Raw genomic sequence first — 26,534 nt, 5'->3', positions numbered from 1 at the left:
CCTCCCCGAGCGTTTCTGGACTAAGCATGAGAATACTGATCATTGGCCCCAGCTGGGTCGGCGACATGGTGATGGCGCAGACCCTGTTCCAGTGCCTGAAACAGCAGCACCCCGACTGCGTGATCGATGTGTTGGCCCCCGAGTGGAGCCGGCCGATCCTCGAACGCATGCCCGAAGTGCGCCAGGCCTTGAGCTTCCCGCTCGGCCACGGCGCGCTGGAGCTGGCCACGCGACGGCGCATCGGTAAGTCCCTGGTCGGCCAGTACGACCAGGCGATCCTGCTGCCCAACTCGCTCAAATCGGCGCTGGTGCCGTTTTTCGCCGGTATCCCCAAACGCACCGGCTGGCGAGGCGAGATGCGCTTCGGCCTGCTCAATGACGTGCGCAAGCTGGACAAGGCCCGCTACCCGCTGATGATCGAGCGCTTCATGGCCCTGGCCTACGCGCCGGGTGCTGAGCTGCCGCAGCCTTACCCACGCCCGCTGCTGCAAATCGAAGCACAAAGCCGCGAAGCTGCCCTGGCCAAGTTCGGCCTGGCGCTGGACCGTCCGGTGCTGGCACTGTGCCCGGGTGCCGAGTTCGGCGAGGCCAAGCGCTGGCCGGCCGAGCACTATGCCGAAGTGGCAGATGCCATGATCCGTCAGGGTTGGCAGGTATGGCTGTTCGGCTCGAAGAACGATCACCCGGTCGGCGAGCAGATTCGCGACCGGCTGATCCCGGGTTTGCGTGAAGAATCCTACAACCTCGCGGGCGAAACCTCGCTGGCCGAGGCCATCGACCTGATGTCCTGCGCCGATGCCGTGGTGTCCAACGACTCCGGGCTGATGCACGTGGCGGCGGCGTTGAATCGCCCGCTGGTGGCGGTTTATGGCTCCACCTCGCCGGGCTTCACCCCGCCGTTGGCCGAGCAGGTGGAAGTCGTGCGCACCGGCATCGAGTGCAGCCCGTGCTTCGACCGCACCTGCCGCTTCGGCCATTACAACTGCCTGCGCCTGTTGGAACCCGGCAAAGTCATCGCCGCCCTGCACAGCCTGGGCGGGCCGAACCTGATCGATACCGTGGCCGAGGTCGACTAAGTGCGGGTACTGATCATCAAGACCTCGTCGCTGGGTGACGTCATCCACACGTTGCCGGCGCTGACCGATGCCGCCCACGCGATCCCGGGCATCCGTTTCGACTGGGTGGTGGAAGAAGGCTTTGCCGAAATCCCCAGCTGGCACCCGGCAGTCGACCAGGTCATCCCGGTGGCCATTCGCCGTTGGCGCAAGAATATCTGGCAGACCATCAAGAGCGGCGAGTGGAAGGCGTTCAAGCAACGCGTGCGCGCGCAAAAGTACGACTTGGTGATCGATGCCCAGGGCCTGGTCAAATCGGCCTGGCTGACGCGCTACATCAAGGCCCCAGTGGCCGGCCTCGACCGCTATTCGGCCCGCGAAGGCTGGGCCAGCCGCTTCTATGACCGGCGCCTGTCGGTCGCCACCGGCCAGCATGCGGTAGAGCGCGTGCGCCAGCTGTTCGCCATGGCCCTGGCCTACGACCTGCCCGAAGGCATCGGCAACTACGGCCTCGACCTCGACCGCCTGCAACTGCCGCCGGCCGCGCCGTACGTGGTGTTCCTGCATGGCACCACCTGGGCGACCAAGCACTGGCCCGAAGCCTACTGGCGCGAGCTGGCCGAGCGCCTGGGCCGGCGCAAGCTGCAGGTACGCCTGCCGTGGGGCAACCCCGCCGAGAAAGCGCGCGCCGAGCGGATCGCCCAGGGCTTGAACAACTGCCAGGTACTCCCCAAATTGAACCTTGCCGGCGTCGCCCGTGTGCTGGCGGCAGCCAAGGCCTGCGTGGCCGTGGACACCGGCCTTGGCCACCTGGCCGCAGCGCTGGACGTGCCGACCATTTCCCTGTTCGGGCCGACCAACCCTGGCCTGACCGGCGCCTATGGCCGTGTGCAGGTTCACCAGGCCAGCGATTTCCCCTGTGCCCCGTGCCTGCAAAAGAAATGCACCTACAAACCGAGCGCTGATGACTTGCGCCGGTTCGATCTCAAACGCGAGTGGCCGCTGTGCTTCACTCGCCTGAATCCCGAGCATGTGGCGAGCCGCTTGAGCGCGTTGCTGCTGGCTGAGGATGTCCGTTGATGCAACTGGCTTTCGTGCTTTACAAATATTTCCCCTTCGGCGGGCTGCAGCGCGATTTCATGCGCATTGCCCTGGAATGCCAGAAGCGGGGCCACCAGATCCGCGTGTACACGCTGATCTGGGAAGGTGACATTCCGCCGGGCTTCGAGGTGCTGGTGGCGCCGGTCAAGGCGCTGTTCAACCACCGCCGCAACGAGAAGCTCAGCGCCTGGATGGAAGCTGACCTGGCCAAGCGCCCGGTCGACCGGCTGATCGGCTTCAACAAGATGCCGGGCCTGGACGTGTACTACGCCGCCGACGGCTGCTTTGAGGACAAGGCCCAGACCCTGCGCGGCGGCCTGTACCGCCGCTGGGGCCGTTACCGGCATTTCGCCGAGTACGAGCGGGCGGTGTTTGCCAAAGAGTCGCGCACCGAGGTGCTGATGATTTCCGAGGTGCAGCAGCCGTTGTTCATCAAGCACTACGGCACCCCCGTGGAGCGCTTCCACCTGCTGCCGCCAGGCATTTCCCAGGACCGTCGCGCGCCGGCCAATGCCGCCGAGATCCGCGCCGAGTTTCGCAAGGAATTCAATCTGAGTGATGACGACCTGCTGCTGGTGCAGATCGGCTCCGGCTTCAAGACCAAGGGCGTCGACCGCAGCCTCAAGGCTCTGGCCGCGCTGCCGTCGGCGTTGCGCAAGCGCACCAGGTTGATGGTCATCGGCCAGGACGACCCCAAGGTGTTCCAGCTGCAAAGCGCCGCACTGGGCCTGGGCGAGCAGGTGCAGTTCCTCAAGGGGCGCAGTGACATTCCGCGCTTCCTGCTGGGTGCCGACCTGCTGATCCACCCGGCCTACAACGAGAACACCGGCACCGTGCTGCTCGAAGCCCTGGTGGCGGGTTTGCCGGTGCTGGTGTCCAAGGTCTGCGGCTATGCCCATTACATCGCCGAGGCCGACTGCGGCCTGGTGCTCGAGGAGCCGTTCGAGCAGGAGCAGCTCAACGCTTACCTGCAACGCATGCTCGAAGACCCGCAGGCGCGCGCCGACTGGTCGCGCAATGGCCTGGCCTTCGCCGACACCGCCGACCTGTACAGCATGCCGCAGCATGCCGCCGATGTGATCTTGGGGCAGGAGACTGCATGAAGCTGATACTGGCCGAACCGTTCAAGCGCCTGTGGGCCGGGCGTGATCCCTTCGACGCCGTGGAAGCCCTGCAAGGCGAGGTGTACCGCGAGCTGGAAGGGCGCCGCACGCTGCGTACCGAGGTGGATGGCGAGGGCTTCTTCGTCAAGATCCACCGGGGTATTGGCTGGGGCGAGATCTTCAAGAACCTGTTCAGTGCCAAGCTGCCGGTGCTCGGTGCCGGCCAGGAATGGCGCGCCATCCAGCGCCTGCATGAAGTCGGCGTGCCGACCATGACCGCGGTTGCCTATGGCGAGCGCGGTAGCAACCCGGCCAGCCAGCACTCGTTCATCGTCACCGAAGAGCTGGCGCCGACCATCAGCCTGGAGGACTTCAGCCTCGACTGGGTCAAGCAGCCGCCGCAGCCGCGCCTCAAGCGTGCGCTGATCGCCGAAGTGGCGAAGATGACCGGCGGCATGCACCGCGCCGGGGTCAACCACCGCGACTGCTACATCTGCCACTTTCTGCTGCACACCGACCGCCCGGTGACGCCGGATGACTTCAAGTTGTCGGTGATCGACCTGCACCGCGCGCAAACCCGCGCGAAAATCAGCCGCCGCTGGCGCGACAAGGACCTGGCCGCGCTGTACTTCTCGGCGCTGGACATCGGCCTGACCCGGCGCGACAAGCTGCGTTTCCTGCGCGGTTACTTCCAGCGCCCGCTGCGCCAGGTGCTCGCTGAAGAGGCCGCACTGCTCGCCTGGCTGGAGCGCAAGGCGCAGAAACTCTACGACCGCAAGCAACGCTATGGGGATGCACTCTGATGGCGGGTTGGACACTGGCGCCGGGCTACGAGCAGCTGGCGGCGGACTTCGGCAGTATCGATGCGGTGTTCGCCCTGCAGGGCGAGCGCCTGACCCGTGACCCACTGAGCGAGGTCATCCGTGTCGAGCGTGACGGGGTCAACTACTACGTCAAACGCTACACCGGGGCTGGCAAACACATGCGCCGCTACCTGGGGCGGCCACGCATCAAGGCCGAATGGCAGAACCTCAAGCAGTTCGCCAAGTGGGGCATTCCCACCGCCGAGGTAGTGGCCTGGGGCCTGGAGCGCAATGGCCTGGCCTTTGGCCGGGGTGCGATGATCACCCGCGAGCTGCCCAATACCGAAGACCTTTCGGCATTGGCCGAGCGCAACGATCCGCGCCTGGCCGACCGCGCCTGGGTCGAGCACGTCAGCAGCCAGCTGGCGCGCCACACCCGGGTCATGCACGAGCACCGTTTCGCCCACAACGACCTGAAGTGGCGCAACCTGCTGGTCGATGACCAGGGCACGCTATTCTTCATCGACTGTCCGACCGGCGATTTCTGGCGCGGCTTCATGTGGCGCCACCGGTTGGTCAAGGACCTGGCGTGCCTGGACAAGGTCGCCAAATACCACCTGACGGCGACCCAGCGCCTGCGCTTCTACCTGCAGTACCGCGGGCGCGAGCGCCTGAACGCGCGCGACAAGCGGCGCATTCGCCAGGTGCTGAGCTTCTTCGAGGGAAGGGAATGACCGACTACCTGGCCAGCGCGGACCTCGCGCTGCTCAAACGCCATGGCCTGAACGACTTCGAGGCGCTGTGGGCGCTGCAGCTCGACGCCGTGGACGAACCCAACACCGGGCGTGGCGGCTGGAGCAGCGTCTATCGCCTGGAGCTTGAAGGCAAAGGCTATTACCTCAAACGCCAGAGCGATTACCTGACCCGCACCCTGCACAGCCCGTTCGGCGAACCGACCTTCGCCCGCGAGTTCCGCAATATCAGCCGCTACCAGAAGCTGCACATCCCGGCGTTGCAGGCGGTGTTCTATGGCGAGCGCAAGCAGGCCGGCCAGCACCGCGCGATCCTGTTGACCCGCGCCCTGGACGAGTGGAGCGACCTGGACAGCCTGTTGGCCCAGTGGCCGCAGCTCAGCGACGCGGCGCGCAACGGCATCCTCCAGGCCTGTGGCCAGCTGGCGCGCACGCTGCACAGCGCGGGGCAGGTGCACGGCTGCTTCTACCCCAAACACATCTTCCTGCGCCAGCGCCGCGAAGGCTGGGACGCGCAACTGATCGACCTGGAAAAGACCCGGCCGCTGCTGTTTGGCAAACGCGACCGCCTGAAGGATCTGGAGCCGCTGCTGCGCCGCGCCAGCGTCTGGAGCGAGGCGGACGTGCGTCAGCTGCTCGCCGCCTACCTGAGCCAACCGGCTGATGCACCGCTGGTGGGTGTCTGGCTGCAACGCCTGACGCAACGCCGTCGTGAAAAAGAGGCCCGCTGATGCGTTTGTCTGAATTGAAGGATGCCGGGCGCAGCCCATCGCTGCCGCTGTCCATCACCCTGGCCGATGCCGCGGGCAGCGCCGAGTTGCAGCTGCTGAGCCTGCTGCGGGTATTGCCGGGCCAGCGCTACGTGGGTGCAGGCGTGTGGCGGGGTACGCCAGTGTTGGCCAAATTGCTGGTGGGCGGTAGCGCCCCACGCCATTTCCAGCGCGAGCTGGACGGTGTGAAGCTGTTGGCCGAGCAAGGCCTGACCACACCGAAACTGCTCGCCGACGGCCTGAAAGAAGGCGAGGGCGGCTGGCTGCTTTTCGAGTTTCTCGACGGCGCCGAGAGCCTGGCCGATGCCTGGGACGCGGTGGCCGGCTTGCCGGTGCTGGCTGACGAGCAGCACCTGGTGCTCGGTGAAGCACTGACCGCCGTGGCGCACATGCACGCCAAGGGCCTGTGGCAGGAAGACCTGCACCTGGACAACCTGCTGCGCCACGGCGGCAAGCTATACCTGATCGACGGTGCCGGCATCAAGGCCGAAACCCCCGGCCAGCCGCTGTCGCGCGCGCGCGTGTTGGAAAACCTCGGGGTGTTCTTCGCGCAGCTGCCCAAGCGCCTGGAACCGTTCATTGAAGAACTGCTGGTGCATTACCTGCTGGCCAACGCCGAGCATGCGTTGCCAATGGAAGCGTTGCAGAAGCAGGTGGACAAGGTGCGCAACTGGCGCCAGAAGGACTACCTGGAAAAGGCCGGTCGTGAATGCAGCTTGTTCAGTGTCGAGCGCACGCTGTCCGGCCTGAAGGCGATACGCCGCAGTGAAACCGAGGCGATGTTGCCGGTGCTCGAACACGCCGATTCGCTGATCGATCAAGGCCACCTGTACAAGACAGGTGGCGCCGCGAGTGTGGCCCGCATCGAAGTCGGTGGCCGCACGCTGGTGCTCAAGCGTTACAACATCAAGAACACCGCACATTGGTTCAAACGCTTCTGGCGCCCGAGCCGGGCCTGGCATTCGTGGATCGAAGGCCATCGCCTGGAGTTCCTCGGCATCGCCACACCGCGCCCGCTGGCGGTGTATGAACAGCGCGTGATGGGCCTGCGCAGCCGCGCCTATCTGGTTACCGAATACGCCGATGGCCCCGACCTCACGGCGAGCTTCGCGCCCTATGTGGAAGATGGCGACGCACCCGAAGAGCAGGTCGATGCCCTTGTCCAACTGATGCAGCAACTGATCCGCGAGCGTATCAGCCACGGCGACTTCAAGGGCCACAACCTGTTCTGGGACAACGGCCAATGGTCGCTGATCGACCTCGACGCGATGTGCCAGCACGCCACCCAGCTCAGCTTCGCCCCGGCCTATGCCCGCGACCGGGCTCGGCTGTTGCGCAACTGGCCGAGTGGCAGCGCCTTGCATCAGCGCCTGGACCGGTTGTTGCCGCGGTTGACCGAGTAGGCCGAAGGCAGCGCCAGCCAGCTACTGCTGCGCCCCGCCTGGCGTACGCGAAGCTGCCATTGGCCGTCGGTCCAGCGCAGTACGGCCCAGGGCACCACACCGGCGTCGTGGGCGTTGGGGATCGGCAGGTGAAAGCGGCCCGCGAGCAAGTGCTGGCGCAGCGGAAGCTGCCCGCCCTCGGTCTGCAGATACAGATGTTCGTCGGCCTGGTACAGGCCGTCGACGCCGTCGATTGGCTCGCCACTGAGCGGTTCAGCCAGCAGGCACTGTTCCAGCAGGTTCTCCAGATCGGGAAGGCCGTCGTACCACAGCACAGGGGAGTCGATCACCCAGTCGCCGCTTTCGCGCTTTTTCACCGGCTGCTGGAGGTAGACATCGGGTTGTTCGGGGTCGATGGCGCGCCAGCGCTGGCCGTCGAAGGCAACCTTGTAGTGACGGCCTTGTATGTCCTGGATGAAGTACTGGGTAAGCCCCTCGAATTCGGAGACTTGTTCGTAGACCCCCTCGCCGTAGATGCCGTCGATGCGAAAGCGCAGGTTATCCACATCGGGTATCACGCTGTACCGTGACGGCAGCGGCAACGGCGGTTGTGCTGGCACGCCGCGCAGCATGCGGCGCATCACGCCGGTGGCGACGAAACCGGTGGTGGCGTCATTCAGGTGGCTCAAGGCGTTGTAGACATGTTGCAGCACCCCGTCGATGTCTTCCTTGCGGTAGGCCTGCACCCCATCCCAGATTTCGATGGCCATGCGGCCCAGTGAAAGCGGGATGAACACCCTGGCCGGTATAGCCAGGCCAATCAGGTCCAGCAGCCGCCAACCGATGGTCATGGCTTTTTGTAAATCGGTTTCGCCGGTAGTCCGGCTGTTGGCTTTTGCAATCGCCATGAGCCCCCGCACAGCCGCCATGTAGTAGGCGTAGAACAATTCGTCGTCGACTGCCGGGGTTCTCAGTGCGGTACCCAGGCCGCCTTTGAGTATCAGGCGTCGGGTTTGGTCGGCGGGCGAATGTGGCAGACGGTCGATGGCATAGGCCAGGAGCGCAGGTTTTTTACGGATCATGCGCAGCAGCGCGCGTGTGTTTGGCACGCTGCGCCATGCGCGGCGGTCAGGGGCGTCAGGGGTGTAGAGCACGAAGCCGTCTTCGCCGCGGGCATCGCTGTTGATCAGCAGCACGCCCTGCAGGCTCTCGTTGTGCAGGGTAATCTGGCGCACGATGAGGCGCTGGCCATCCACCGGTGGTCGTAACGCATTGTGCGGGTGGGCCAGCACCTGTTGTACCCAGCGGTAGCTGCGTTCGTTGTGGTCATTGGCAAGGTGCCCGGCATAGCGGGCCTTGGCGAGCTCAGCGTCCATGCGCGCACGGTTGACCCTGGCATGCGCGTTAAGACGCCAGGCGCCAAGTGGTGCATCGACGAGCTGGGTTTGCAGAAACTCGGCGTAGGTGCCGCCGACGTTGAGCCGCCTGACCAGGCGCTTGACGTAATCGGCTGACAAGCTGGCTGGCAGCGGCTTGCCATGCCGGTGGCTGATGCGCGCGGTCAGCCAGTAGTCATAATCGAACCATGCCACGTTGCGCAGCGCCATTTCATCCAGCGGATAGGTTTCCCGGATGGTCTCTACCAATTCTCCGCCAACATGTTCCAGACCACGCCAGGTGATCCAGCTCGACGGATGGAAGGGATTGACGTGCGGCCCTACCTGACGGGTGTGCACCACATGAACCAGAATGTCGGAGGCCGGATACGTCAGGGCAAAGTCATTGCGCAGGCAGTGGTCGACCTTGGTTCTGGCCCAGTTGCGCAGGCTGTGCTGCTGATGAAACTCGCTGAAGGTGAGAATGCCTGGCGCGGCCACGCTGTTGCCGGCGGCGACCAGCAGTTGCATGGTCTGCATGATATGCGCAAGGCCCTGATCACCTGCCGTGCGCAACCAATTGGGCAGGTTGTGTTCGAGCAGGACTGAGTAGCGGGTGTTGAGCAATGCGCGTTTGCCGGCCTCGTCCCCCAGCGCCACGGCTTGCGCCAGCGCCTCGCTGTCAACCGGCGTCGAGGCCCAGAGCGTTGTCCATACCCGGCTGACCCGCTGGCGCTGGGCGTCGATCAGGCAGTCCACCTGCGCCAGCAAGGGGTCGTCGGCGTACCATTCGTAGCGCAGGCGGTCAGCCTGCAAGGCTGTTTCGATGCGTTCCTCGTCTACCAGCAGGCTCACCAGTGGCCTGCCTTGAATCGGGTCTTCCAGGCGTTGGCACAGCTCCACGTGCAGTTGCGCGAGCGATGAGTAGGCTTCGATCCCCTGAACCAGGCCGAACAGCAATACCGGCCCGGTTGCCTCTTGCGGATCAAGTGGCACGCCGTCTTCGCTGCCGCGTGCCACCACGAACATGCCGGGCAGCGCCGCTCGCCAGTGGGGGCGACTACGGCCAAGCATCGGGCGATACACCTGCGGACGCTCGGCAACCGGCTGGTGCCGGCGTTGCCAGGCGGCAGGATAATCCAGGCAGTTGCGCATCAGTTCCGAAAGGTCGCTCGCCAAGGTCTGGTCGGCCAGGCGCAGGTCCAGTTCGGCGTGCATCAGTGCCCGTCGCAAATCGCTCAGGCGCGTTCGGCGCGAGAGGCCCTGGGCATCCTGTTCAGCCCAAAACGCCGCCAGCTCGGCGTGGAACGCCCGACGGTCTGGTGGTTGGGGGCTGGCAACCGGAAGCTGGGCGAGCAGTTCAAGGACCAGCCCATTCAGAAGTTCGATACGTTCCAGGGGGGACACGGTGTTGGCTCCATGATGACGGGAGCGACGAGCCTAGCCAGCGCCTGATTCCCCCCGGTGGTAACCAGTTATCGACCGCACAACCCCCGCAAGCCAAGCAGCGCTGGAATGCCCAGGCCCAGCCAGGCCAACGCATCCCAGGCGCCATCGCCCAGCAAGGCCGCGAACAACCCTGCTGCGCCGAGTATTGCGATCACCGCGGGCCAGGCGAAGATCCGCCGATTCGTTCGTGAACTGTGGCTCATGCGCGTGCCCCACTGCCTTTGCGTTGCTTGCCCCACCACAGGTACACGCCGCTGCCCAGGACGATGATGGTCAGGATATCCAGCACCGCCCACAGAATCTGCATCGGCCGCCCGCCGTAGTCGCCAAAGTGCAAGGGTTGCGACAGGCCCATGGCGTCCATGTACCAGGGCCGTTCGCCGACCGCGGTGACCGCCAGCGAGCGTGCGTCGATCAGCACCGGGGTAAACAGATGCGAGGTCAGGGGCGTGCCGCCTTTCATGAACACCGCGTAGTGGTGCTCGCTGGAGAAACGGGTGCCGGGGAAGGCGATGAAGTCCGGGCGCATGCCGGGTGCGGCCTGTTGAGCAATGTCGAGCAAGCGGGTGGCGGGAGCACGCTCGGTGAGCGGTGGTGCGTCACGATAAGGCGCGACCATCGCCGCCAGGCTGTCGTTGCGCCAGGCGGCGATGACCAGGTCGGATAGTGCGCTGATCACGCCGGTGACGCCTACCGTGAGTGCCCATGCCAGGGTCACCACGCCAATGAGGTTGTGCAGGTCGAGCCAGCGCAGGCGGCGCGACTTGTCGCTGCGCACCGTGGCGAAGTCCAGGCGGCGCATGAACGGCGCGTAGAGCACGGTGCCGGAGACGATGGCGACAATGAACAGCAGCCCCATGAACGCCAGCAGCAGCTTGCCGGGCAGCCCTGCGAACATGTCCACGTGCAGGCGCAGCATGACCATCATGAAGCCGCCGTTGGCCGCCGGCATGGCCACGGCTTCGCCGGTGCGGGCGTCGAGCATGAAGGTGTGCGAGGAGTTGGGGTCGGTGCCAGCGGTGGCGGCAGTGATCGCCACCACGCCGTTGCGCTCGTCCTCGTCATAGCCGAAGTACTGCATCACTTCGCCGGGGCGGTGCTGTTCGGCTTTCAGCACGAGTTGCTGCAAGTCCAGGTGCGGCGTATCTGCGGGCATCTCGCGCAGCTCGGGGGCGTCGCCGAGCAGGTGTTCGAGTTCGTGGTGGAAGATCAGCGGCAGGCCGGTAAGTGCCAGCAGCAACAGGAATACGGTGCAGACCAGGCTGCTCCAGGTGTGGATCACGGACCAGCGGCGGATGGTTGGGCTTTTCATAACAGTTTGTTTCTCAAGGTCCAGAAACACCAAAGCCGTCCCACGGGGGACGGCCTGGTTTGCCAGCTCACATCGTCAGCTGCTTACCATTTGTAAGTGGCACTGGCGACGACGCTGCGTTCATCCCCGTAGTAGCAGTAGTAACTGTCGCAGGTGGAAATGTAGTCCTTGTCGAACAGGTTGGTGGCGTTGACCGCGACCGATGCACCCTTGAGGCTGTTGCTCAGGCGGCCAAGGTCGTAGTGCACCGAGGCATCGAACACGGTGTAGGCGTTGGCCTTGCCGAGCCAGGTGTTGCCCTGGTCGCCGTAGGTATTGCCGGTGTAGCGCGCGCCGCCGCCGATGCCGAAGCCGTCGAGTACGCCGCTGTGCCAGGTGTAGTCGGCCCACAACGAGGCTTGCTGGTTAGGCATGAGTTGCAGGCGATTGCCTTTGTACAGGCCGTCCTGCACTTCGGATTTGGCCAGGGTGTAGGCCGCGGTCACCTTGAGGTTTTCGGTGACGTCGGAAATGGCTTCCAGCTCCAGGCCGTGGACTTTCACTTCACCAGTCTGGCTGGTGATCGGCACGCCGCCGATGTTGTTGGTCACCGAGACGTTTTTCTGGGTCAGGTCATACACGGCTGCCGACAGCAGGGTGTTGGAACCTGGCGGCTGGTACTTGATGCCCAATTCCCACTGTTTGCCTTCGGTCGGCTTGAACGAGTCCGTCGCAGTGGCACTGGCGTTGGCGGTCGGTTGGAACGACTCGGCATAGGACAGGTACGGGACGAAGCCCGAGTCGAACACGTAACTGATCGCCGCGTTGCCGCTGAACTTCTTGTCGCGCTGGGTATTGGTGGCATCGCCCTGGTTGAGGAACTTGGTGCTGGTGTGCACCCAGTCTTCGCGGCCGCCCAAGGTCAGGCGCCAGTTGCCCAGGGCCATCTGGTCCTGGATGTACACGCCGGTCTGGTAGGTCTTCTGGTCGTAGTCGTAGAACGCCGTGGAGCGGTCGGGGCGGGTGATCGGCACACCATAGACCGGGTTGTTGACGTTGCTGTCCGGCACGTTGAAGCCGAAGATCGACAGGTAGTTGGTGTTGACGCGCTGGTGGTCCAGGCCCAGCAGCAGCGTGTGGGTGACGTCACCGGTGGCGAAGTCGGCCTGGAAGTTGTTGTCCACGGCGAACTGGCTGATGTCTTCATCGGTGTTGGTCGACATGCGGCTGACGGTGCCGTCGTCCTGCACCGGGCCGCCCGGCTGGTAGTAGGCGCCGGGGGTGATGGTCTGGAAGGCCAGGTCGGTCTTGGTATAGCGCAGGTTCTGGCGGAATTGCCAGACATCGTTGAGGCGGTGCTCGAAGGCATAGCCCAGCGCGTAGTAGGTGCGGTCGTAGAACTCGTAGTCCGGGTCGCCCAGGTTCTTGTGGTGCGAGATCTTGCCGAACGGCATGTCGATCTTGGTGCCCTGGATCGGCCGGAACTGGCTGGTGGCGCCGGTATCGTCGCGGGTGAACTGGGTCAGCAGGGTCAACGAGGTGTCGTCGTCGATGTTCCAGGTCAGGCTCGGGGCGATGTTGTAGCGCTTGTCGTCGATGTGGTCGATCTGCGTGCCGCCATCGCGAATCACGCCGCTGACGCCGTACAGGAAGCGGCCTTCGTCATCGATCTTGCCGGTGCTGGCGAAGTTGATCTGGCGGTGGTTGTCGCTGCCGTACTGCACTTCGATTTCGTGGGCGCTTTCGGCTTGCGGGCGGCGGCTGACCATGTCCAGCAGGCCGCCGGGTGGGGTCTGGCCGTACAGCGAAGAGGCCGGGCCGCGCAGCAGGGCCAGGCGGTCGAGGTTCCAGGTTTCAGCTTTCGGGTTGGCATACACGCCACGCGGAAGCGGCAGGCCATCGAGGAACTGGGTCGGCTCGAAGCCGCGTACGCGCATCCAGTCGTAGCGGGTGTCGCTGCCGTAGCTGGCGGAGACGATGCCCGGCATGTAGCGCACGGCGTCGTCCAGGCTGTGCACGCCACGGTCGCTCATTTGCTGGCGCGTGGCGACGGAGATGGAGCGAGGGATCTCGACCAGTGCGGTATCGGTCTTGGTGCCGGCCGCACTGCGCTTGGCCAGATAGCCTTCGACCGGACCCCAGGCGCTTTCGCTGTCGCTGTTGGCGTTCACGCTGGTTTCTGGCAACGCCAGGCTGCCTTCCGGCACAGCCACCAGGCTGTAGCTGCCGACGCTGCTTTGCTGCAGCTGCAGGCCCGTGCCGCGCAGGGCCGCCTGCAAGGCGCCCAGGCCGTTGTACTGGCCGCTGACCGGCGCCGAGGTGCGGCCGCTGACCAGCGCCGGGTCGATGGCCAGGGCAATGCCCGTCTGGCTGGCGATCTGGTTCAGGGTAGTGGCCAGCGGGGCGCTGGGCAGCTCATAGGCACGCTGGGCGGATTGCTCGGCGGCGAACAGGGCAGGGCTGGCCAATGGCGCGGCCAGGGCGATGGCCAGGGCCATCAGGCTGGGGCGCAGGATACGATCAACAGCACGGGACATGCAGCGGCTCCTCGACGGATAAGTGCTAACTGCTTCCTTGCCGAGCGAGATGTGAGAAGTGACAGGGGGAGTCTGAAAATATTTTTTTGTTCTGTACCGGCCGCTTCGCGGCCGATGCAGACTTACTTAGGCACGACCGTGACCCACCACTGGGTATGCCGCTCGATCTTCACCGGCAGCGCCGGCACCAGCGAGGCCAGGGCCAGGTCGGTATTGGTCAGCGGGAAGCTGCCGGTCACGCGCAGGTCGGCCACTTCATCGGCCACGCCCAGGTGCCCGTTGCGGTATTGCCCCAGCTGCGCCAGCAGGTCGGCCAGGCGTACGTTGTCGACCACCAGCATGCCGCGCGTCCAGGCATCTGCGCCGGCCTCGACCGGGGCGACTTCGCCCAGGCCATTGGCGTTCATCAGCACCTGCTGACCTTCGCGCAGCACACTCTCGTCGCCGCTGTTGGCCGGCATGGCGCCGACCGAGGCCTGCATCACCTCCAGGCGCGTGCCATCGGCCTCGCGGCGGACGAGGAAGCGCGTACCTAACGGGCGCAGACGACCATCTTCGGTGCGCACCAGCAAGGGGCGTGGGTCGTCATGGCCGGTCTCGACCGAGATCTCGCCCTGGTGCAGCACCAGCACACGCTGGTCGCCTTGGTAGTCGATATCCACAGCGGTGTGCGTGTTCAGGCTCAGCAGCGTGCCGTCTTCCAGGCGCAGGGTACGCAGTTCACCGGTGGCGGTGCGCTGGTCCGCCAGCCAGTAACTGGCCGACAGCGACGGCGCACCGACCCAGGCCAGCAGCGAGCCGAGCAGGAACATACCGGCCAGCCCGCCGCCGACCTTCGCCATTCTCCGCCGCAATCCGGCGCGCGATTGTTGCAGGGCCTGGCGTGCCGGGCCGGCGGCAGCGCTCACGCGTTGGTCGAGCGTACCGAGCTGGCGCCAGGCGCGGGCGTGTTCTTCGCTGGCGGCATGCCAGCGCAGGAATTCGTTGCGTTCGTCAGGCGTGCCAGTGGCCTCGTCCAGGCTCAGCTTCCAGGCGATGGCGGCTTCCAGAACACCGGCGGAGACCGGTGCATTGTTCACGTCGGCTCCCCGTACAGGGCCACGTAGCACTGGCGCATGCCCTGTGCGATGTACTGGCGCACGCGCGACACCGACACACCCAGGCGCTCGGCGATCTCGGCGTGGCCCATGCCATCCAGGCGGTTGTGCAGGAAGGCTGCGCGGGCCTTGCTCGACAGCTTGCCGAGCAGGCGGTCGATGGCTTTGAGGTCTTCGAGGATCAGGTGCTGCATTTCAGGCGAGGGGTGTTCGGCTTCCGGCAAGCGCATCAGCTCGGCCAGGTAGGCTTGCTCCAGCGCGGCGCGGCGGAAGTGGTCGAACATCAGGCCTTTGGCCACCGCGGCAAGGAACGCGCGCGGTTCGCGGGGGCTGTCCAGCTGCTCGCGGCCAAGCAGGCGCACGAAGGTGTCCTGGCTCAGGTCTTCGGCGCGTTGGCGGCAGGCCATGCTGCGCTGCAGCCAGGCGAGCAGCCAGCTGCGATGGTCGCGGTACAGGGTACCGACCAATTCGGCGTGTGGGCTCTGAGCAGAAGACAAGCCGTGTCCCCCCCGGAACGAATGCATTAACTAACGATAATTATTCGCGATTGTTACAGAGGCGGGGGGCGCGGCGCAATGGACGCTTATCGGATTGCCATCACAGGCCGTGGTTATGCACATTGCGCCGGCGCCAGGTGCGCAGGCGCTGGTCGAGCTGCAACGGGCTGTCCAGTTGCTGGCGCCGGGCCTGGCTGAACAGGATCAAGGCCAGTTCGGCGGTGACCTGGGCATCGGCGCTGGCGTGGTGGCGCTCCTCTGCTTGCAGGCCAAAACGCGCCACCCAGTCATCCAGGCTGGCTTCGCGCAAGACGGTATCGGGGTTGAGCAGGGGAGCCAGTTCGGCCACGTCGAGGAATGGCTGTTGCAGGCGATAGCCCAGGCTTTCCTTCAGCGCCCGGGCCAGCATGCGTTGATCGAAGGGGGCGTGGAACGCCAGTACCGGGCTGTCGCCCATGAACTCCAGCAGCGCCAGCAGGGCTTCGGCCGGGTCGCTGCCAGCAGCCAGGGCACTCGGGCCCAGGCCATGGATCAGCACGCTGGCGTTGGTCTTTTGCGTCGGGCGGTGCAGGGTGCGTTCGAACTGCTGGGAGAAGTCGATGGCGCCGTCTTCGATGGCCACTGCGCCGATCGACAGCACCTGATCGCGGTTGGGGTTCAGGCCGCTGGTCTCAAGGTCGAGCACCACCCAGCGCTGTTCACGCAGCGAGCACACGCCCAGCGGTGCGGCCTTGGGCAGCTGGGCTAGGCGCTGCAGCAACGTCTGGTTCAGTACCGGGGCGGTGGGGCGCAGCCAGGCGAACAGGCTCATAGCTGGTACCGCAGCGCCAGGCTGCTTTGCAGGCGTTGGGCCTGGCGCAGCGACTCACGCAGGATGCGTCGGTCCAGGTGGTTGAGGCTGTCCGGGTCGAGCCGGTTGGAGTACGCCAGGTTTTCGCGGGTCTGGCGCTGGTGCTGCTGCATGCGGGTTTGCTGGATGAAGTGATACGCCTCTTCATACGCCGCGCCATCGAGGGGCTCGATGACGCCTTTTTCGACCAACTGGCGCAGGCGCTCCAAGGTATTGCAGGCGCCGATGCCGTTGGCCAGGGCCAACAGCCGGGCACCATCGACGAAGGGCGTCAGACCCTGCACCTTGAGGTCAAGGGTCGCGGCCTTGTCGTTGCCCTGGCGGGTCAGCACGAACTCGCGCAGGCGGCCCACCGGTGGCCGCTGGCGCAGGGCGTTGTCGGCCATCATGCGCTGGAAGATACGGTTGTCGGCGACTTGCTCCAGCACGCTGTGGCGCAACTGTTCGCAGCCTTGTTCGTCACCCCAGACCACGCGCAGGTCGAAGTAGATGCTCGAACCCAGCAGGTTTTCCGGGCTGGCTTCACGGATGAAGCCGGCGAAACGCCGTGCCCATTCGCTGCGCGACAGGCACAGCTCGGGGTTGCCGGCCATGACGTTGCCTTTGCACAAGGTGAAGCCGCATTGGGCCAGGCACTGGTTGATGTACTGCGCCAGGGGCAGCAGGCGGGCGCGAATGGCGTCGGCCTCGGTGCTGTCGTTCGCGTCGAAAAGGATGCCGTTGTCCTGGTCGGTGTGCAGCGTCTGCTCACGGCGTCCTTCGCTGCCGAAGCATAGCCAGCTGAACGGCACGCCGGGGTCGCCGCGCTCGGCCAGGGCCAGCTCGATCACCCGGCACACGGTGTGATCGTTGAGCAGGGTGATGATCTGGGTGATCTGGGTCGAGGAGGCGCCATGGGCGAGCATGCGTTCGACCAGCTGGCCGATCTCGCCGCGCAGCGACACCAGGGTGTCGAGGCGCGGGGCGTGGCGGATGGTGCGCGCCAGGTGCACCAGGTCGACCCGCTGCAGGGAAAACAGGTCGCGCTCGGACACCACGCCGCACAGGCGCTGGTTGTCCACCAGGCAGACGTGGGCAATGTGCCGCTCGGTCATCGCCATGGCGGCATCGAAGGCGCTGGCCTGCGGGCTGAGATAGAAGGGTTTGGCGGTCATGTGCCGGTCGATCGGCGCGCCCAGGTCGGCATCGGCGGCGGCCACCACCTGGCGCAGGTCGCGCAGGGTGAAGATGCCCACCGGGTAACGCTGGGGGTCGACCACCACGATGCTGCCGACTTGCTGTTCGTGCATCAACCGCACGGCCTCACGCAGCGACAGGTCTGGCGCACAGACCACCGGGTGACGCATGGCCAATTCGCCCAAAGGGGTGTTCAGCGAATACTGGGTGCCGAGGGTTTCCACGGCGCGCTGGCGCACTTGCTGGTTGACCTGGTCGAGCAGGCTGCTGACGCCGCGCAGGGCAAAATCACGGAACACGTCCGACATTGAAAACACGCGGATGAACGCGGCTTTGTTCAACTGCAGGCAGAACGTGTCTTCACCGGCCAGGTGTTCCGTGCGTGTGGCGCGTTCACCGAGCAGCGCCGCCAGCGGGAAGCATTCGCCGCTGGTGATTTCGAAGGTGGTCTCCACGCCCGGCTTGACCAGGTGCTGGCGCTCACCGACCACGCGGCCTTGCTTGACGATGTAGAAATGCTCGACCGGCCCGTCGGTGGGCTTGATGATGCTTTCACCGCGGGCATGGAAACGCAGCTGGCACTGCTCCACCAGGAACGCCAGGTGACTGTGTTCCATCTGGTTGAACGGCGGAAAACGCTGCAGGAACTGCAGTGTGCTCTGGATGTTCTGCAGCACAGCCGTCCTGCCTGCCTGACTGTAGGCGTCCTTTTTGCTCATGAAACTGACCGTATCGCTACGCCGAACTATATATATCTATATAGGTGCCGGCCTTGTTGTTCTCGACCCTCATGGTCGGCTGACGGCGGTGTGGTGCCCATTGGACGTAAGTCTATGAGCGCGGTGTGATCTATTTCGCAGGGAGCGGTCTTACCGGTGAGCAAGTATCAATTGATGAGATGACCATGGTTGACGACGACATCCTGAGTGACGCCGAACGTGAGGCATTGGCCGTGGTGAGTGCGCCTGTGGCGCCGAAGCCTGTGGTGCTGATTGTTGATGACAACCCGGTGAACAGCGAGGCGCTCAAGCTGTACCTGAAAAGCCGGGGCATCGAGAGCATGACCGCAGACGGGGCGCAGGAGGCAATGCTCAAGCTGCATTACGAGCCACGAATCGCCTTGATAATTACTGATCTGCGCATGCAGCCCAATGATGGTATGGACTTGATTCGGCAGATTCGAGAGTCAGAGCGGGCGGCATTGTCGATCATCGTGGTGTCGGGCGACACCGATGTGCAGGAGGCGGTGGACGTGATGCACCTGGGGGTGGTGGATTTCCTGCTTAAACCCGTGGATTTGGGGAAGTTGCTGGAACTGGTGAGGAAGGAATTGAGAATCGGGTAAAACAAAAGGGGCCGCAAAAGCGGCCCCCTTTGATTACAACCCGTTGCGCGCCTTGAACTCGCGACGGCGACGGTGCAGCACCGGCTCGGTGTAACCGTTCGGCTGCTTGGCCCCCTCGACTACCAGTTCCACGGCGGCCTGGAACGCGACGTTGTCGTCGAAGTTCGCTGCCATCGGGCGGTACTGGGCGTCGTTGGCGTTCTGCTTGTCGACCACGGCAGCCATGCGCTTGAGGCTTTCAACCACCTGCTCCTGGCTGACGATGCCATGGCGCAGCCAGTTGGCCAGCAGCTGGGCGGAGATACGCAGGGTCGCGCGGTCTTCCATCAGGCCGACGTTGTTGATGTCCGGCACCTTCGAGCAACCCACGCCGTGGTCGATCCAGCGCACGACATAGCCGAGGATGCCCTGGGCATTGTTGTCCAGCTCGTTGCGGATCTCTTCATCAGACCAGTTGGTATCGGCCGCCAGTGGGATGGTCAGAATGTCGTCGACCGACGCCGGGGTACGGCTGGCCAGCTCGCGCTGACGGGCCTGCACATCGACCTTGTGATAGTGCAGGGCGTGCAGGGTTGCGGCCGTAGGCGACGGTACCCAGGCGGTATTGGCACCGGCCAGCGGGTGGGCGATTTTCTGTTCGAGCATCGCCGCCATCAGGTCAGGCATGGCCCACATGCCCTTGCCGATCTGCGCGCGACCTTGCAGGCCGGTGGCCAGGCCAACGTCGACGTTGTTGTTCTCGTAGGCGCCGATCCACTTCTCGTTCTTCATGGCGCCCTTGCGCACCACGGCGCCGGCTTCCATCGAGGTGTGGATTTCGTCACCGGTACGGTCGAGGAAGCCGGTGTTGATGAACACCACGCGCTCGGCGGCCGACTTGATGCAGGCCTTGAGGTTGACCGTGGTGCGGCGTTCCTCGTCCATGATGCCGACCTTGACGGTGTTGCGCGGCATGCCCAGCAGGTCTTCGACGCGGCTGAAGATTTCGGCAGCGAACGCGACTTCTTCAGGGCCATGCATCTTCGGCTTGACGATGTACACGCTGCCGGTACGAGTGTTCTTGCGGCTGGTGTTGCCGTTGAGGTTGTGCAGGGCGATCAGGTTTGTGAACAGGCCGTCCTGGATGCCTTCCGGAATTTCGTTGCCTTGAGCATCGAGAATCGCCGGGTTGGTCATCAGGTGACCGACGTTGCGCACGAACAGCAACGAACGACCGTGCAGAGTGACGCTGCCGCCGTTGGGCGCGGCGTATTCGCGGTCCGGGTTCATGGTGCGGGTGAAGGTCTTGCCGCCCTTGCTCACGCTTTCGGCCAGGTCGCCTTTCATCAGGCCCAGCCAGTTGCGGTAGACGATGACCTTGTCGTCGGCATCGACGGCGGCGACCGAGTCTTCGCAGTCCATGATGGTGGTCAGTGCCGATTCCATCAGGATGTCGGTGACGCCAGCGGCATCGGTGCTGCCGACCGGGGTGCTGGCGTCGACCTGGATTTCGAAGTGCAGGTTGTTGTGCTTGAGCAGCACGGCGGTCGGCGCGGCGGCGTCGCCCTTGTAGCCGATCAGCTGAGCGTCATCGCGCAGGCCGCTGTTGCTGCCACCCTTGAGAGCAACCACCAGCTTGCCGCCGTCGATGCGGTAGGCGGTGGAGTCGACGTGCGAACCTGCGGCCAGCGGCGCGGCTTCGTCGAGGAAGGCGCGGGCGAAGGCGATGACCTTGTTGCCACGCACCTTGTTGTAACCCTGGCCTTTTTCCGCGCCGCCTTCATCGCTGATGGCATCGGTGCCGTACAGCGCGTCGTACAGCGAACCCCAACGGGCGTTGGCGGCGTTCAGGGCGAAGCGGGCGTTCATCACCGGTACCACCAGCTGCGGGCCGGCCATGTGGGCGATTTCTTCGTCAACATTCTGCGTGGTGGCCTGGAAATCGTCGGCTTGTGGCAGCAGGTAGCCGATTTCCTGGAGGAAGCGCTTGTAGGCTACGGCGTCGTGCGCCTGGCCTTGGCGTGCCTGGTGCCAGGCGTCGATCTTGGCTTGCAGCTCGTCGCGCTTGGCGAGCAGGGCTTTGTTCTTTGGAGCGAGGTCTTTAATGATCTCTGCCGCCCCGGCCCAGAACTTGTCGGCTTCGATGCCGGTTCCAGGGATCGCTTCGTCGTTGACGAAGTCGTACAGGGCCTTGGCGACCTGAAGGCCACCGACTTGAACGTATCCAGTCATTGCTTGCCTCACCTCTGCTCAGCTATTTCGCTTTCGCTCTTCTGTATTAAGCCTGTAGCGCTTCTCTAAACACGGCACCAGTACATGCTCTCGCCACTACGAGAGCGGCTGGGTGCGGCTCGCCAGACAGGCTGGCGGGCGGTTGGCGTATTTTCACAGGCGCCTTGGCAGACATCGAAACGACGTTTTGTAGTCTGCGCCAACGCATACTACATGAAGCAGCAGGCGGGTAAACATCAGACTAAAAGCGCCGTTCTGCGACCGGTTGGTCGCGTCGGGTCACGCTGGGAGTGGCTATGTTCGCAAAAAACTTAGGGATTGTTCCAGATAAATCTTGAAACAGTACACGATTAGTTCCGCAGACTGTCCTGCGGCAGGTTGCCGCGCCTTGCCTATACTGAGTCGATCCCCCAATTTGCGCCGCTTAGGGCGGCCCGACGCAGAGGAAGCCCCTGTGGATCATCTTGTACTGACCGTGATCGCCCCGGACAAGGCCGGGCAGGTCGAACGCGTTGCCCAATGCATCGCCGACCACAACGGTAACTGGTTGGAGAGCCGCATGTCGCGCATGGCCGGGCAGTTCGCCGGGATCCTGCGGGTGGCGGTGCCTGCGGAAAACTACGATGAGTTGGTGAAGTCGCTGCAGGCGTTGAGCCAATACGAAATTCGTGTGCTGATTGCCGAGAGCGGCATCGAGCCTTCCTGCACCTGGAAGCCGATCGCCATGGAGTTGGTGGGTAATGACCGCCCAGGGATCGTGCGCGACATCACCCGCTTGCTGGCTGAACAGGGCGTGAACCTGGAGCGCTTCACTACCGAAGTGCGCCCGGCACCGATGAGCAGCGAGCCGTTGTTCCATGCCGACGCCTTGCTGGCGCTGCCGTTGACCTTGTCGCTGGATGACCTGCAGCAGAAGCTGGAGAGCCTGGCGGATGACTTGATGGTGGAGTTGAAGTTGCGGCCGGAAGATTGATCCACGAGGCCCCTGTGGGAGCGGCTTTAGCCGCGAAGCAAGCACCTCGGTAGATGGCACCGGCTTCGCCGGTGTTCGCGGCTGAAGCCGCTCCCACCGGGACACTGTGATCAGGCGCGCTTGCGCAGATTCAGCCAGGCATCGACGCTGTACAGCGCCAAACCTGCCCAGATGCAGATAAATGCCACCAGGCTGCTCGACGACAGGTGCTCGTCGAACAGCAGCACGGCCTGCAGCAGCACCAGGGTGGGCGCCAGGTACTGCAGGAAGCCCAGGGTCGTGTACGGCAGGTGGCGCGCGGCGGCGTTGAAGCACACCAGCGGGATCAGCGTCACCGGCCCCGCAGCCATCAGCCACAGCGCTTCGCTGGTGGTGTAGAACTCACCTTGTGCGCTCATCGCAGCGGGGTGCATCAGCAGCCAGCCAAGCGCCAGCGGCACCAGCATCCAGGTTTCCACCACCAGGCCGGGGAGTGCGGCCACCGGCGCCTGCTTGCGGATCAGGCCGTAGAAGCCAAAGGTCAGCGCCAGCACCAGCGATACCCACGGCAGGCTGCCGACCTGCCATACCTGCTGCGCTACACCCACGGCAGCCAGTCCCACCGCCAACCATTGCAGCCGGCGCAGGCGCTCACCCAGCAAGAGCATGCCCAGCAGCACGTTGACCAAGGGGTTGATGTAGTAGCCCAGGCTGGCTTCGAGCATGCGGCCGTTGTTCACGGACCACACATAAGTCAGCCAGTTGGCCGCGATCAGCGTCCCGCTCAGGGCAAGGATCGCCAGGCGACGCGGGTTTTCACGCAGCTCACGCCACCAGCCCGGGTGTTTCCAGACCAGCAGCAACAGTGAGCCGAACAGGGCCGACCAGAGCACCCGGTGGACGATGATCTCCACTGCCGGAACGCTCTGGATCGCTTTGAAGTACAGCGGGAACAAGCCCCAGATGATGTAGGCCGAAAGGCCAAGTATGTACCCGCGACGCGGGTTTGCGGCGTGCATGCAGAATCCTTGCTTAGGTAGCTAAATACAGCGACGCCTATTGTAGTCAGACCCTCGCAGGGATTTAGAACAATTTCAGCGGTTGCTCGTCGAGGGCCGCCGTTTGCTCGCGCAGGGCGAGGATCTGGTCGCCCCAGTAACGCGGCTGGCCGAACCAGGGGAAACTGCGTGGGAATGCCGGGTCGTCCCAGCGCCGCGCCAGCCAGGCGCTGTGGTGCAGCTGGCGCAAGGCGCGCAGGGGTTCGATCAGGGGCAGTTCGCGTGGGTCGAAGTCGTGGAACTCGTTGTAGCCGTCGATCAGTTCAGCCAGTTGACCGAGGCGTTCCTCGCGGCTGCCGGCGAGCATCATCCACAGGTCTTGAACGGCGGGGCCCATGCGGCAGTCGTCGAGGTCGACGACGTGGTAGACGTCGTCGCGATGCATCAGGTTGCCGGGGTGCAGGTCGCCATGCAGGCGCATGACCTGATGCGGGGTGCGCGCATAGATATCCTCGACCCGCTTCAGCAGCTCGCGCGCTACCGACTCGAATGCGGGCAGCAGCTCACGCGGTACGAAGTCGCCCTCCAGCAGGGTTTGCAGCGAAGCATGGCCGAAGTTATCCACAGTCAGCGCTTCACGATGCTCGAACGGGCGGGTTGCCGCAACGGCGTGCATGCGGCCGAGCAGCTGGCCAAGGCGGTAGAGCTGATCGAGGTTGCCAGGCTCCGGAGCGTGCCCGCCTCGGCGGGGGAACAGGGTAAAGCGGAAGCCCTGGTGTTCGAATAGGGTCTGGCCGTCGTGCTGCAGAGGGGCGACCACCGGTACTTCGCAATCGGCGAGTTCGGCTGTGAAACGGTGTTCTTCCAGAATCGCCGCGTTGCTCCAGCGCTCCGGGCGGTAGAACTTGGCGATCAGCGGCTGCTGGTCTTCGATACCCACCTGGTACACGCGATTCTCGTAGCTGTTCAGGGCCAGTACGCGGGCGTCGCTGAGAAAGCCGAGGCTTTCCACGGCATCGAGGACCAGATCGGGGGTGAGGGTAGCGAAGGGGTGCGACATGAGTGCTCCAGGGGTGGGCTGCAAGGGCCAATGGTATCAGTGCCGGCCAGACTAAACCGGCACCCCGAGCAATACATTGGCGGGATGGAACTGCACACGAACTTCGCTACCTGCCTCCACCGCCTCATGCATCAGCCAATCAACCTCGGCGAACCCGCACAGGGTCTGCCCATTCCCCAGTGCCAGTCGCACTTCACTAGGCTCGTGCCCATCGGCCAGCACCTCTTCGACGGTCGCCATGAGCACATTGCTACCGGCTTCGGGTTGATCCTCGGCGCCCAGCAACTGTACCCACCCAGCCTTGAGCAAGGCCACCACCATAGTGCCCAGGGTCAGCTCCAGGCGTGCGGTGCTGTCGGGGGTGATCAGCGCGTCGATTTCCAGCCCGCCGCCCAGCGCCAGGCTCACCCGGTCGTGCCGGCCCTCGCGGCGCAAGCCACTGACCTGGCCTTGCAGCTGGTTGCGCGCACTGGTACGCAGCATCAGGCGCCCGAGCAGATCGAGGTCGCTGGACTCTTCGGCGGCTTCCAGTACCTGTGCCTGCAGTGCCTGCAGCCGCTGGTACAGGCGCAGCACCCGCTCGCCTTCGGCCGACAGCCGCGCACCGCCGCCGCCGCGCCCGCCGGTACTGCGCTCGACCAGTGGCTGGCTGGCCAGGTTGTTGAGTTCGTCGATGGCGTCCCAGGCGGCCTTGTAGCTGATGCCGGCCGCCTTGGCGGCGCGGGTGATCGAGCCTTGCTCGGCGATGTGCTGGAGCAAGGCGATGCGTTGCGGGCGGCGGGCGATGTGCTGGGTGAGGAGAGCGGGCAGGGACATGATGACGCCTATCTGAGACTGACCCGTCAAGCTTGCCCCGGTTTTGCCGTGCGTGCCAGGCAATACACATCGACCCGGCGAGCACCGGCATCACGCAGCAGGGCGGCGATGGTTTGAGCGGTGGTGCCGGTGGTCAGCACATCATCGACCACGGCCACATGCAGGCCTTCGACGTGACTTGCCTCGGCCAGAGCAAAGGCCCGACGCAAATTGCGCCGCCGGGCCTTGGCATCCAGGCCTTGCTGCGCGGGTGTTTCGCGCGTGCGCAGCAAAAGTTGCTCGTCGCAGTCGATTGCCAGCCCCTTGGACAACCAGCGCGCCAACATGCCGGCCTGGTTGAAACCGCGTTCGCGCTGTCGACGCCTGGCCAGCGGCACAGGCAACAGCAGCTCGGGTTTTGCCAGCCCTTCGGCGTAGCGATGGTGCAGGCCTTGGCCCAGCATTTCGGCCATCAACCGCCCCAGTGGCCATTGCCGGTTGTGCTTGAAACGGCTGATCAACGCGTCCACCGGGAAGCCGTAATGCCACAGCGCGATGACCTGATCGAAAGCCGGTGCACGGCGGCTGCACTGGCCGCAGCTCAGCCCGACCATCGGCATTGGCAACGCGCAGCGAAGGCAATGATCACCTAGCCAGGGCAGCTCCTGCTCGCACGCGACGCATAAAGGATAGGGTTGCTCGGCCGGCTCATCGCACAGCAAACACTTGTGATCAATATTTATACACTTGTAAACCAGTGCTTTTAACCAAGGTTGACAGTTCATAGGCCTTCCATGACTATGCGAGCTATCCGTGATGCGCTGGCGGGCATTCCTGTCCCGGCGCCAGCTACAGCCTAAACAAGGAAACGCCGATGAGCGCCAGCACAACTGCAACAACACGTCACGACTGGTCCCTGGCCGAGGTCAAGGCCCTGTTCCAGCAGCCGTTCAATGACTTGCTGTTCCAGGCGCAGACCGTGCACCGCGCGCACTTCGACCCGAATCGCGTGCAAGTTTCGACGCTGCTGTCGATCAAAACCGGCGCCTGCCCGGAAGATTGCAAATATTGTCCGCAGTCCGGCCACTACAACACCGGCCTGGAAAAACAGAAACTGATGGAAGTGCAGAAGGTGCTGGAAGAGGCCGCCCGGGCCAAGGCCATCGGTTCGACCCGCTTCTGCATGGGCGCGGCCTGGAAGCACCCGTCGGCCAAAGACATGCCCTACGTGCTGGAAATGGTCAAAGGGGTCAAGGCCATGGGCCTGGAAACCTGCATGACACTCGGCAAGCTCGACCAGGACCAGACCCAGGCCCTGGCCCAGGCCGGCCTTGACTACTACAACCACAACCTCGACACCTCGCCGGAGTTCTACGGCAGCATCATCACCACCCGCACCTACAGTGAGCGCCTGCAGACCCTGGCCTACGTGCGCGATGCCGGGATGAAGATCTGCTCCGGTGGCATCCTCGGCATGGGCGAGTCGCTGGACGACCGCGCCGGCCTGCTGATCCAACTGGCCAACTTGCCCGAGCATCCGGAGTCGGTCCCGATCAACATGCTGGTGAAAGTCGCCGGCACCCCGCTGGCCGAGGAAGAAGACGTCGACCCGTTCGACTTCATCCGCATGCTGGCGGTCGCGCGATTGCTGATGCCCAAGTCGCACGTGCGCCTGTCCGCCGGCCGCGAGCAGATGAACGAGCAGATGCAGGCCCTGGCCTTCATGGCCGGCGCCAACTCGATCTTCTATGGCGAGAAACTCCTGACCACCGCCAACCCGCAGGCCGACAAGGACATGCAGTTGTTCGCGCGCCTGGGCATCAAGCCCGAGGCCCGCGAAGAGCATGCCGACGAAGTGCACCAGGCCGCCATCGAGCAGGCGCTGGTCGAGCAACGCAGCAGCGAGCTGTTCTATAACGCCGCGTCTGCCTGAA

General features: G+C 64.5%; 23 protein-coding genes. 10 read left to right on the top strand and 13 right to left on the bottom strand.

Annotation, left to right across the window (positions count from 1 at the left end):
* Positions 1-26 precede the first annotated feature (26 nt).
* The 7 genes from waaF to ACIQUF_RS11990 are packed head-to-tail and all read left to right on the top strand — an operon-like array spanning position 27 to position 6,987.
* A complete protein-coding gene (gene waaF, locus ACIQUF_RS12020; protein ID WP_403131624.1) occupies positions 27-1,076 on the top strand; it encodes a lipopolysaccharide heptosyltransferase II in 1,050 nt (349 codons plus the stop codon).
* The gene (gene waaC / locus ACIQUF_RS12015; protein WP_400798138.1) at positions 1,077-2,135 is read left to right on the top strand and encodes a lipopolysaccharide heptosyltransferase I; all 1,059 of its coding nucleotides are present in this window, start codon (positions 1,077-1,079) and stop codon (positions 2,133-2,135) included.
* Positions 2,135-3,259: a glycosyltransferase family 4 protein gene (locus ACIQUF_RS12010; protein WP_403131622.1), complete on the top strand. Its 1,125-nt coding sequence runs from the start codon at positions 2,135-2,137 to the stop codon at positions 3,257-3,259. The genes waaC and ACIQUF_RS12010 overlap by 1 nt, the downstream gene beginning before the upstream one ends.
* Positions 3,256-4,062 (top strand): lipopolysaccharide core heptose(I) kinase RfaP, encoded by an 807-nt coding sequence (gene rfaP, locus ACIQUF_RS12005; protein WP_403131621.1) that lies wholly within the window; start codon positions 3,256-3,258, stop codon positions 4,060-4,062. The genes ACIQUF_RS12010 and rfaP overlap by 4 nt, the downstream gene beginning before the upstream one ends.
* A complete protein-coding gene (locus ACIQUF_RS12000; protein ID WP_403131620.1) occupies positions 4,062-4,796 on the top strand; it encodes a lipopolysaccharide kinase InaA family protein in 735 nt (244 codons plus the stop codon). The genes rfaP and ACIQUF_RS12000 overlap by 1 nt, the downstream gene beginning before the upstream one ends.
* On the top strand, positions 4,793-5,545 hold the full coding sequence (locus ACIQUF_RS11995; RefSeq protein ID WP_403131619.1) for a lipopolysaccharide kinase InaA family protein: 753 nt from the start codon (positions 4,793-4,795) through the stop codon (positions 5,543-5,545). The genes ACIQUF_RS12000 and ACIQUF_RS11995 overlap by 4 nt, the downstream gene beginning before the upstream one ends.
* Positions 5,545-6,987, top strand: coding sequence for a lipopolysaccharide kinase InaA family protein (locus tag ACIQUF_RS11990; protein ID WP_403131617.1), 1,443 nt, complete (start codon positions 5,545-5,547; stop codon positions 6,985-6,987). Before ACIQUF_RS11995 ends, ACIQUF_RS11990 begins: the two co-directional genes overlap by 1 nt.
* Here ACIQUF_RS11990 and ACIQUF_RS11985 read toward each other — a convergent pair.
* The 8 genes from ACIQUF_RS11985 to ACIQUF_RS11950 form a co-directional block, all read right to left on the bottom strand.
* Positions 6,948-9,749: a dermonecrotic toxin domain-containing protein gene (locus tag ACIQUF_RS11985; RefSeq protein ID WP_403131616.1), complete on the bottom strand. Its 2,802-nt coding sequence runs from the start codon at positions 9,747-9,749 to the stop codon at positions 6,948-6,950. The genes ACIQUF_RS11990 and ACIQUF_RS11985 overlap by 40 nt on opposite strands.
* A 68-nt stretch (positions 9,750-9,817) precedes the next feature.
* Entirely contained in the window at positions 9,818-9,994 is a 177-nt protein-coding gene (locus ACIQUF_RS11980; RefSeq protein WP_403131615.1) for a hypothetical protein, read from the bottom strand.
* Entirely contained in the window at positions 9,991-11,103 is a 1,113-nt protein-coding gene (locus ACIQUF_RS11975; protein ID WP_403131614.1) for a PepSY-associated TM helix domain-containing protein, read from the bottom strand. Before ACIQUF_RS11975 ends, ACIQUF_RS11980 begins: the two co-directional genes overlap by 4 nt.
* An 83-nt stretch (positions 11,104-11,186) precedes the next feature.
* Positions 11,187-13,619, bottom strand: a complete 2,433-nt coding sequence (locus ACIQUF_RS11970; protein ID WP_403131612.1) for a TonB-dependent siderophore receptor — start codon at positions 13,617-13,619, stop codon at positions 11,187-11,189.
* Between the two features lie 122 nt (positions 13,620-13,741).
* Positions 13,742-14,698 (bottom strand): FecR domain-containing protein, encoded by a 957-nt coding sequence (locus ACIQUF_RS11965; protein WP_403131611.1) that lies wholly within the window; start codon positions 14,696-14,698, stop codon positions 13,742-13,744.
* Positions 14,695-15,240: an RNA polymerase sigma factor gene (locus tag ACIQUF_RS11960; RefSeq protein WP_403131609.1), complete on the bottom strand. Its 546-nt coding sequence runs from the start codon at positions 15,238-15,240 to the stop codon at positions 14,695-14,697. The genes ACIQUF_RS11965 and ACIQUF_RS11960 overlap by 4 nt, the downstream gene beginning before the upstream one ends.
* Before the next feature lie 73 nt (positions 15,241-15,313).
* Entirely contained in the window at positions 15,314-16,024 is a 711-nt protein-coding gene (locus ACIQUF_RS11955; RefSeq protein WP_403131608.1) for a PolC-type DNA polymerase III, read from the bottom strand.
* Positions 16,021-17,958 (bottom strand): DUF294 nucleotidyltransferase-like domain-containing protein, encoded by a 1,938-nt coding sequence (locus tag ACIQUF_RS11950; protein WP_403131606.1) that lies wholly within the window; start codon positions 17,956-17,958, stop codon positions 16,021-16,023. The genes ACIQUF_RS11955 and ACIQUF_RS11950 overlap by 4 nt, the downstream gene beginning before the upstream one ends.
* Before the next feature lie 179 nt (positions 17,959-18,137).
* On the opposite strand from ACIQUF_RS11950, the gene ACIQUF_RS11945 reads away from it, so the two are divergent.
* On the top strand, positions 18,138-18,584 hold the full coding sequence (locus ACIQUF_RS11945) for a response regulator (protein ID WP_403132504.1): 447 nt from the start codon (positions 18,138-18,140) through the stop codon (positions 18,582-18,584).
* Between the two features lie 33 nt (positions 18,585-18,617).
* On the opposite strand, the gene ACIQUF_RS11940 is transcribed toward ACIQUF_RS11945, so the two are convergent.
* Positions 18,618-20,795, bottom strand: coding sequence for a malate synthase G (locus tag ACIQUF_RS11940; RefSeq protein WP_403131604.1), 2,178 nt, complete (start codon positions 20,793-20,795; stop codon positions 18,618-18,620).
* A 454-nt stretch (positions 20,796-21,249) separates the two neighbouring features.
* On the opposite strand from ACIQUF_RS11940, the gene ACIQUF_RS11935 reads away from it, so the two are divergent.
* Positions 21,250-21,768, top strand: coding sequence for a glycine cleavage system protein R (locus ACIQUF_RS11935; protein ID WP_403131602.1), 519 nt, complete (start codon positions 21,250-21,252; stop codon positions 21,766-21,768).
* A 110-nt stretch (positions 21,769-21,878) separates the two neighbouring features.
* Here the strand turns inward: ACIQUF_RS11935 and rarD are convergent, their stop codons facing one another.
* From rarD to ACIQUF_RS11915, 4 genes are all read right to left on the bottom strand, one after another.
* Positions 21,879-22,766, bottom strand: coding sequence for an EamA family transporter RarD (gene rarD / locus ACIQUF_RS11930; RefSeq protein WP_403131601.1), 888 nt, complete (start codon positions 22,764-22,766; stop codon positions 21,879-21,881).
* A 64-nt stretch (positions 22,767-22,830) separates the two neighbouring features.
* Positions 22,831-23,805: a serine/threonine protein kinase gene (locus tag ACIQUF_RS11925; protein ID WP_403131599.1), complete on the bottom strand. Its 975-nt coding sequence runs from the start codon at positions 23,803-23,805 to the stop codon at positions 22,831-22,833.
* A 51-nt stretch (positions 23,806-23,856) separates the two neighbouring features.
* Positions 23,857-24,621 (bottom strand): TOBE domain-containing protein, encoded by a 765-nt coding sequence (locus ACIQUF_RS11920; protein ID WP_403131597.1) that lies wholly within the window; start codon positions 24,619-24,621, stop codon positions 23,857-23,859.
* A gap of 26 nt (positions 24,622-24,647) precedes the next feature.
* Positions 24,648-25,385, bottom strand: a complete 738-nt coding sequence (locus ACIQUF_RS11915; protein WP_403131595.1) for a double zinc ribbon domain-containing protein — start codon at positions 25,383-25,385, stop codon at positions 24,648-24,650.
* Between the two features lie 89 nt (positions 25,386-25,474).
* Between ACIQUF_RS11915 and bioB the strand changes: the two genes are divergently transcribed.
* Entirely contained in the window at positions 25,475-26,533 is a 1,059-nt protein-coding gene (bioB, locus tag ACIQUF_RS11910) for a biotin synthase BioB (RefSeq protein WP_039602863.1), read from the top strand.
* Position 26,534: the final 1 nt, after the last annotated feature.

The organism is Pseudomonas sp. NPDC090233, from assembly GCF_044772285.1.
In the GTDB taxonomy this organism is placed as follows: domain Bacteria; phylum Pseudomonadota; class Gammaproteobacteria; order Pseudomonadales; family Pseudomonadaceae; genus Aquipseudomonas.
The sequence above is the reverse complement of the archived record's forward strand: the minus strand, read 5'-3'. Positions and strand labels throughout refer to the sequence as shown.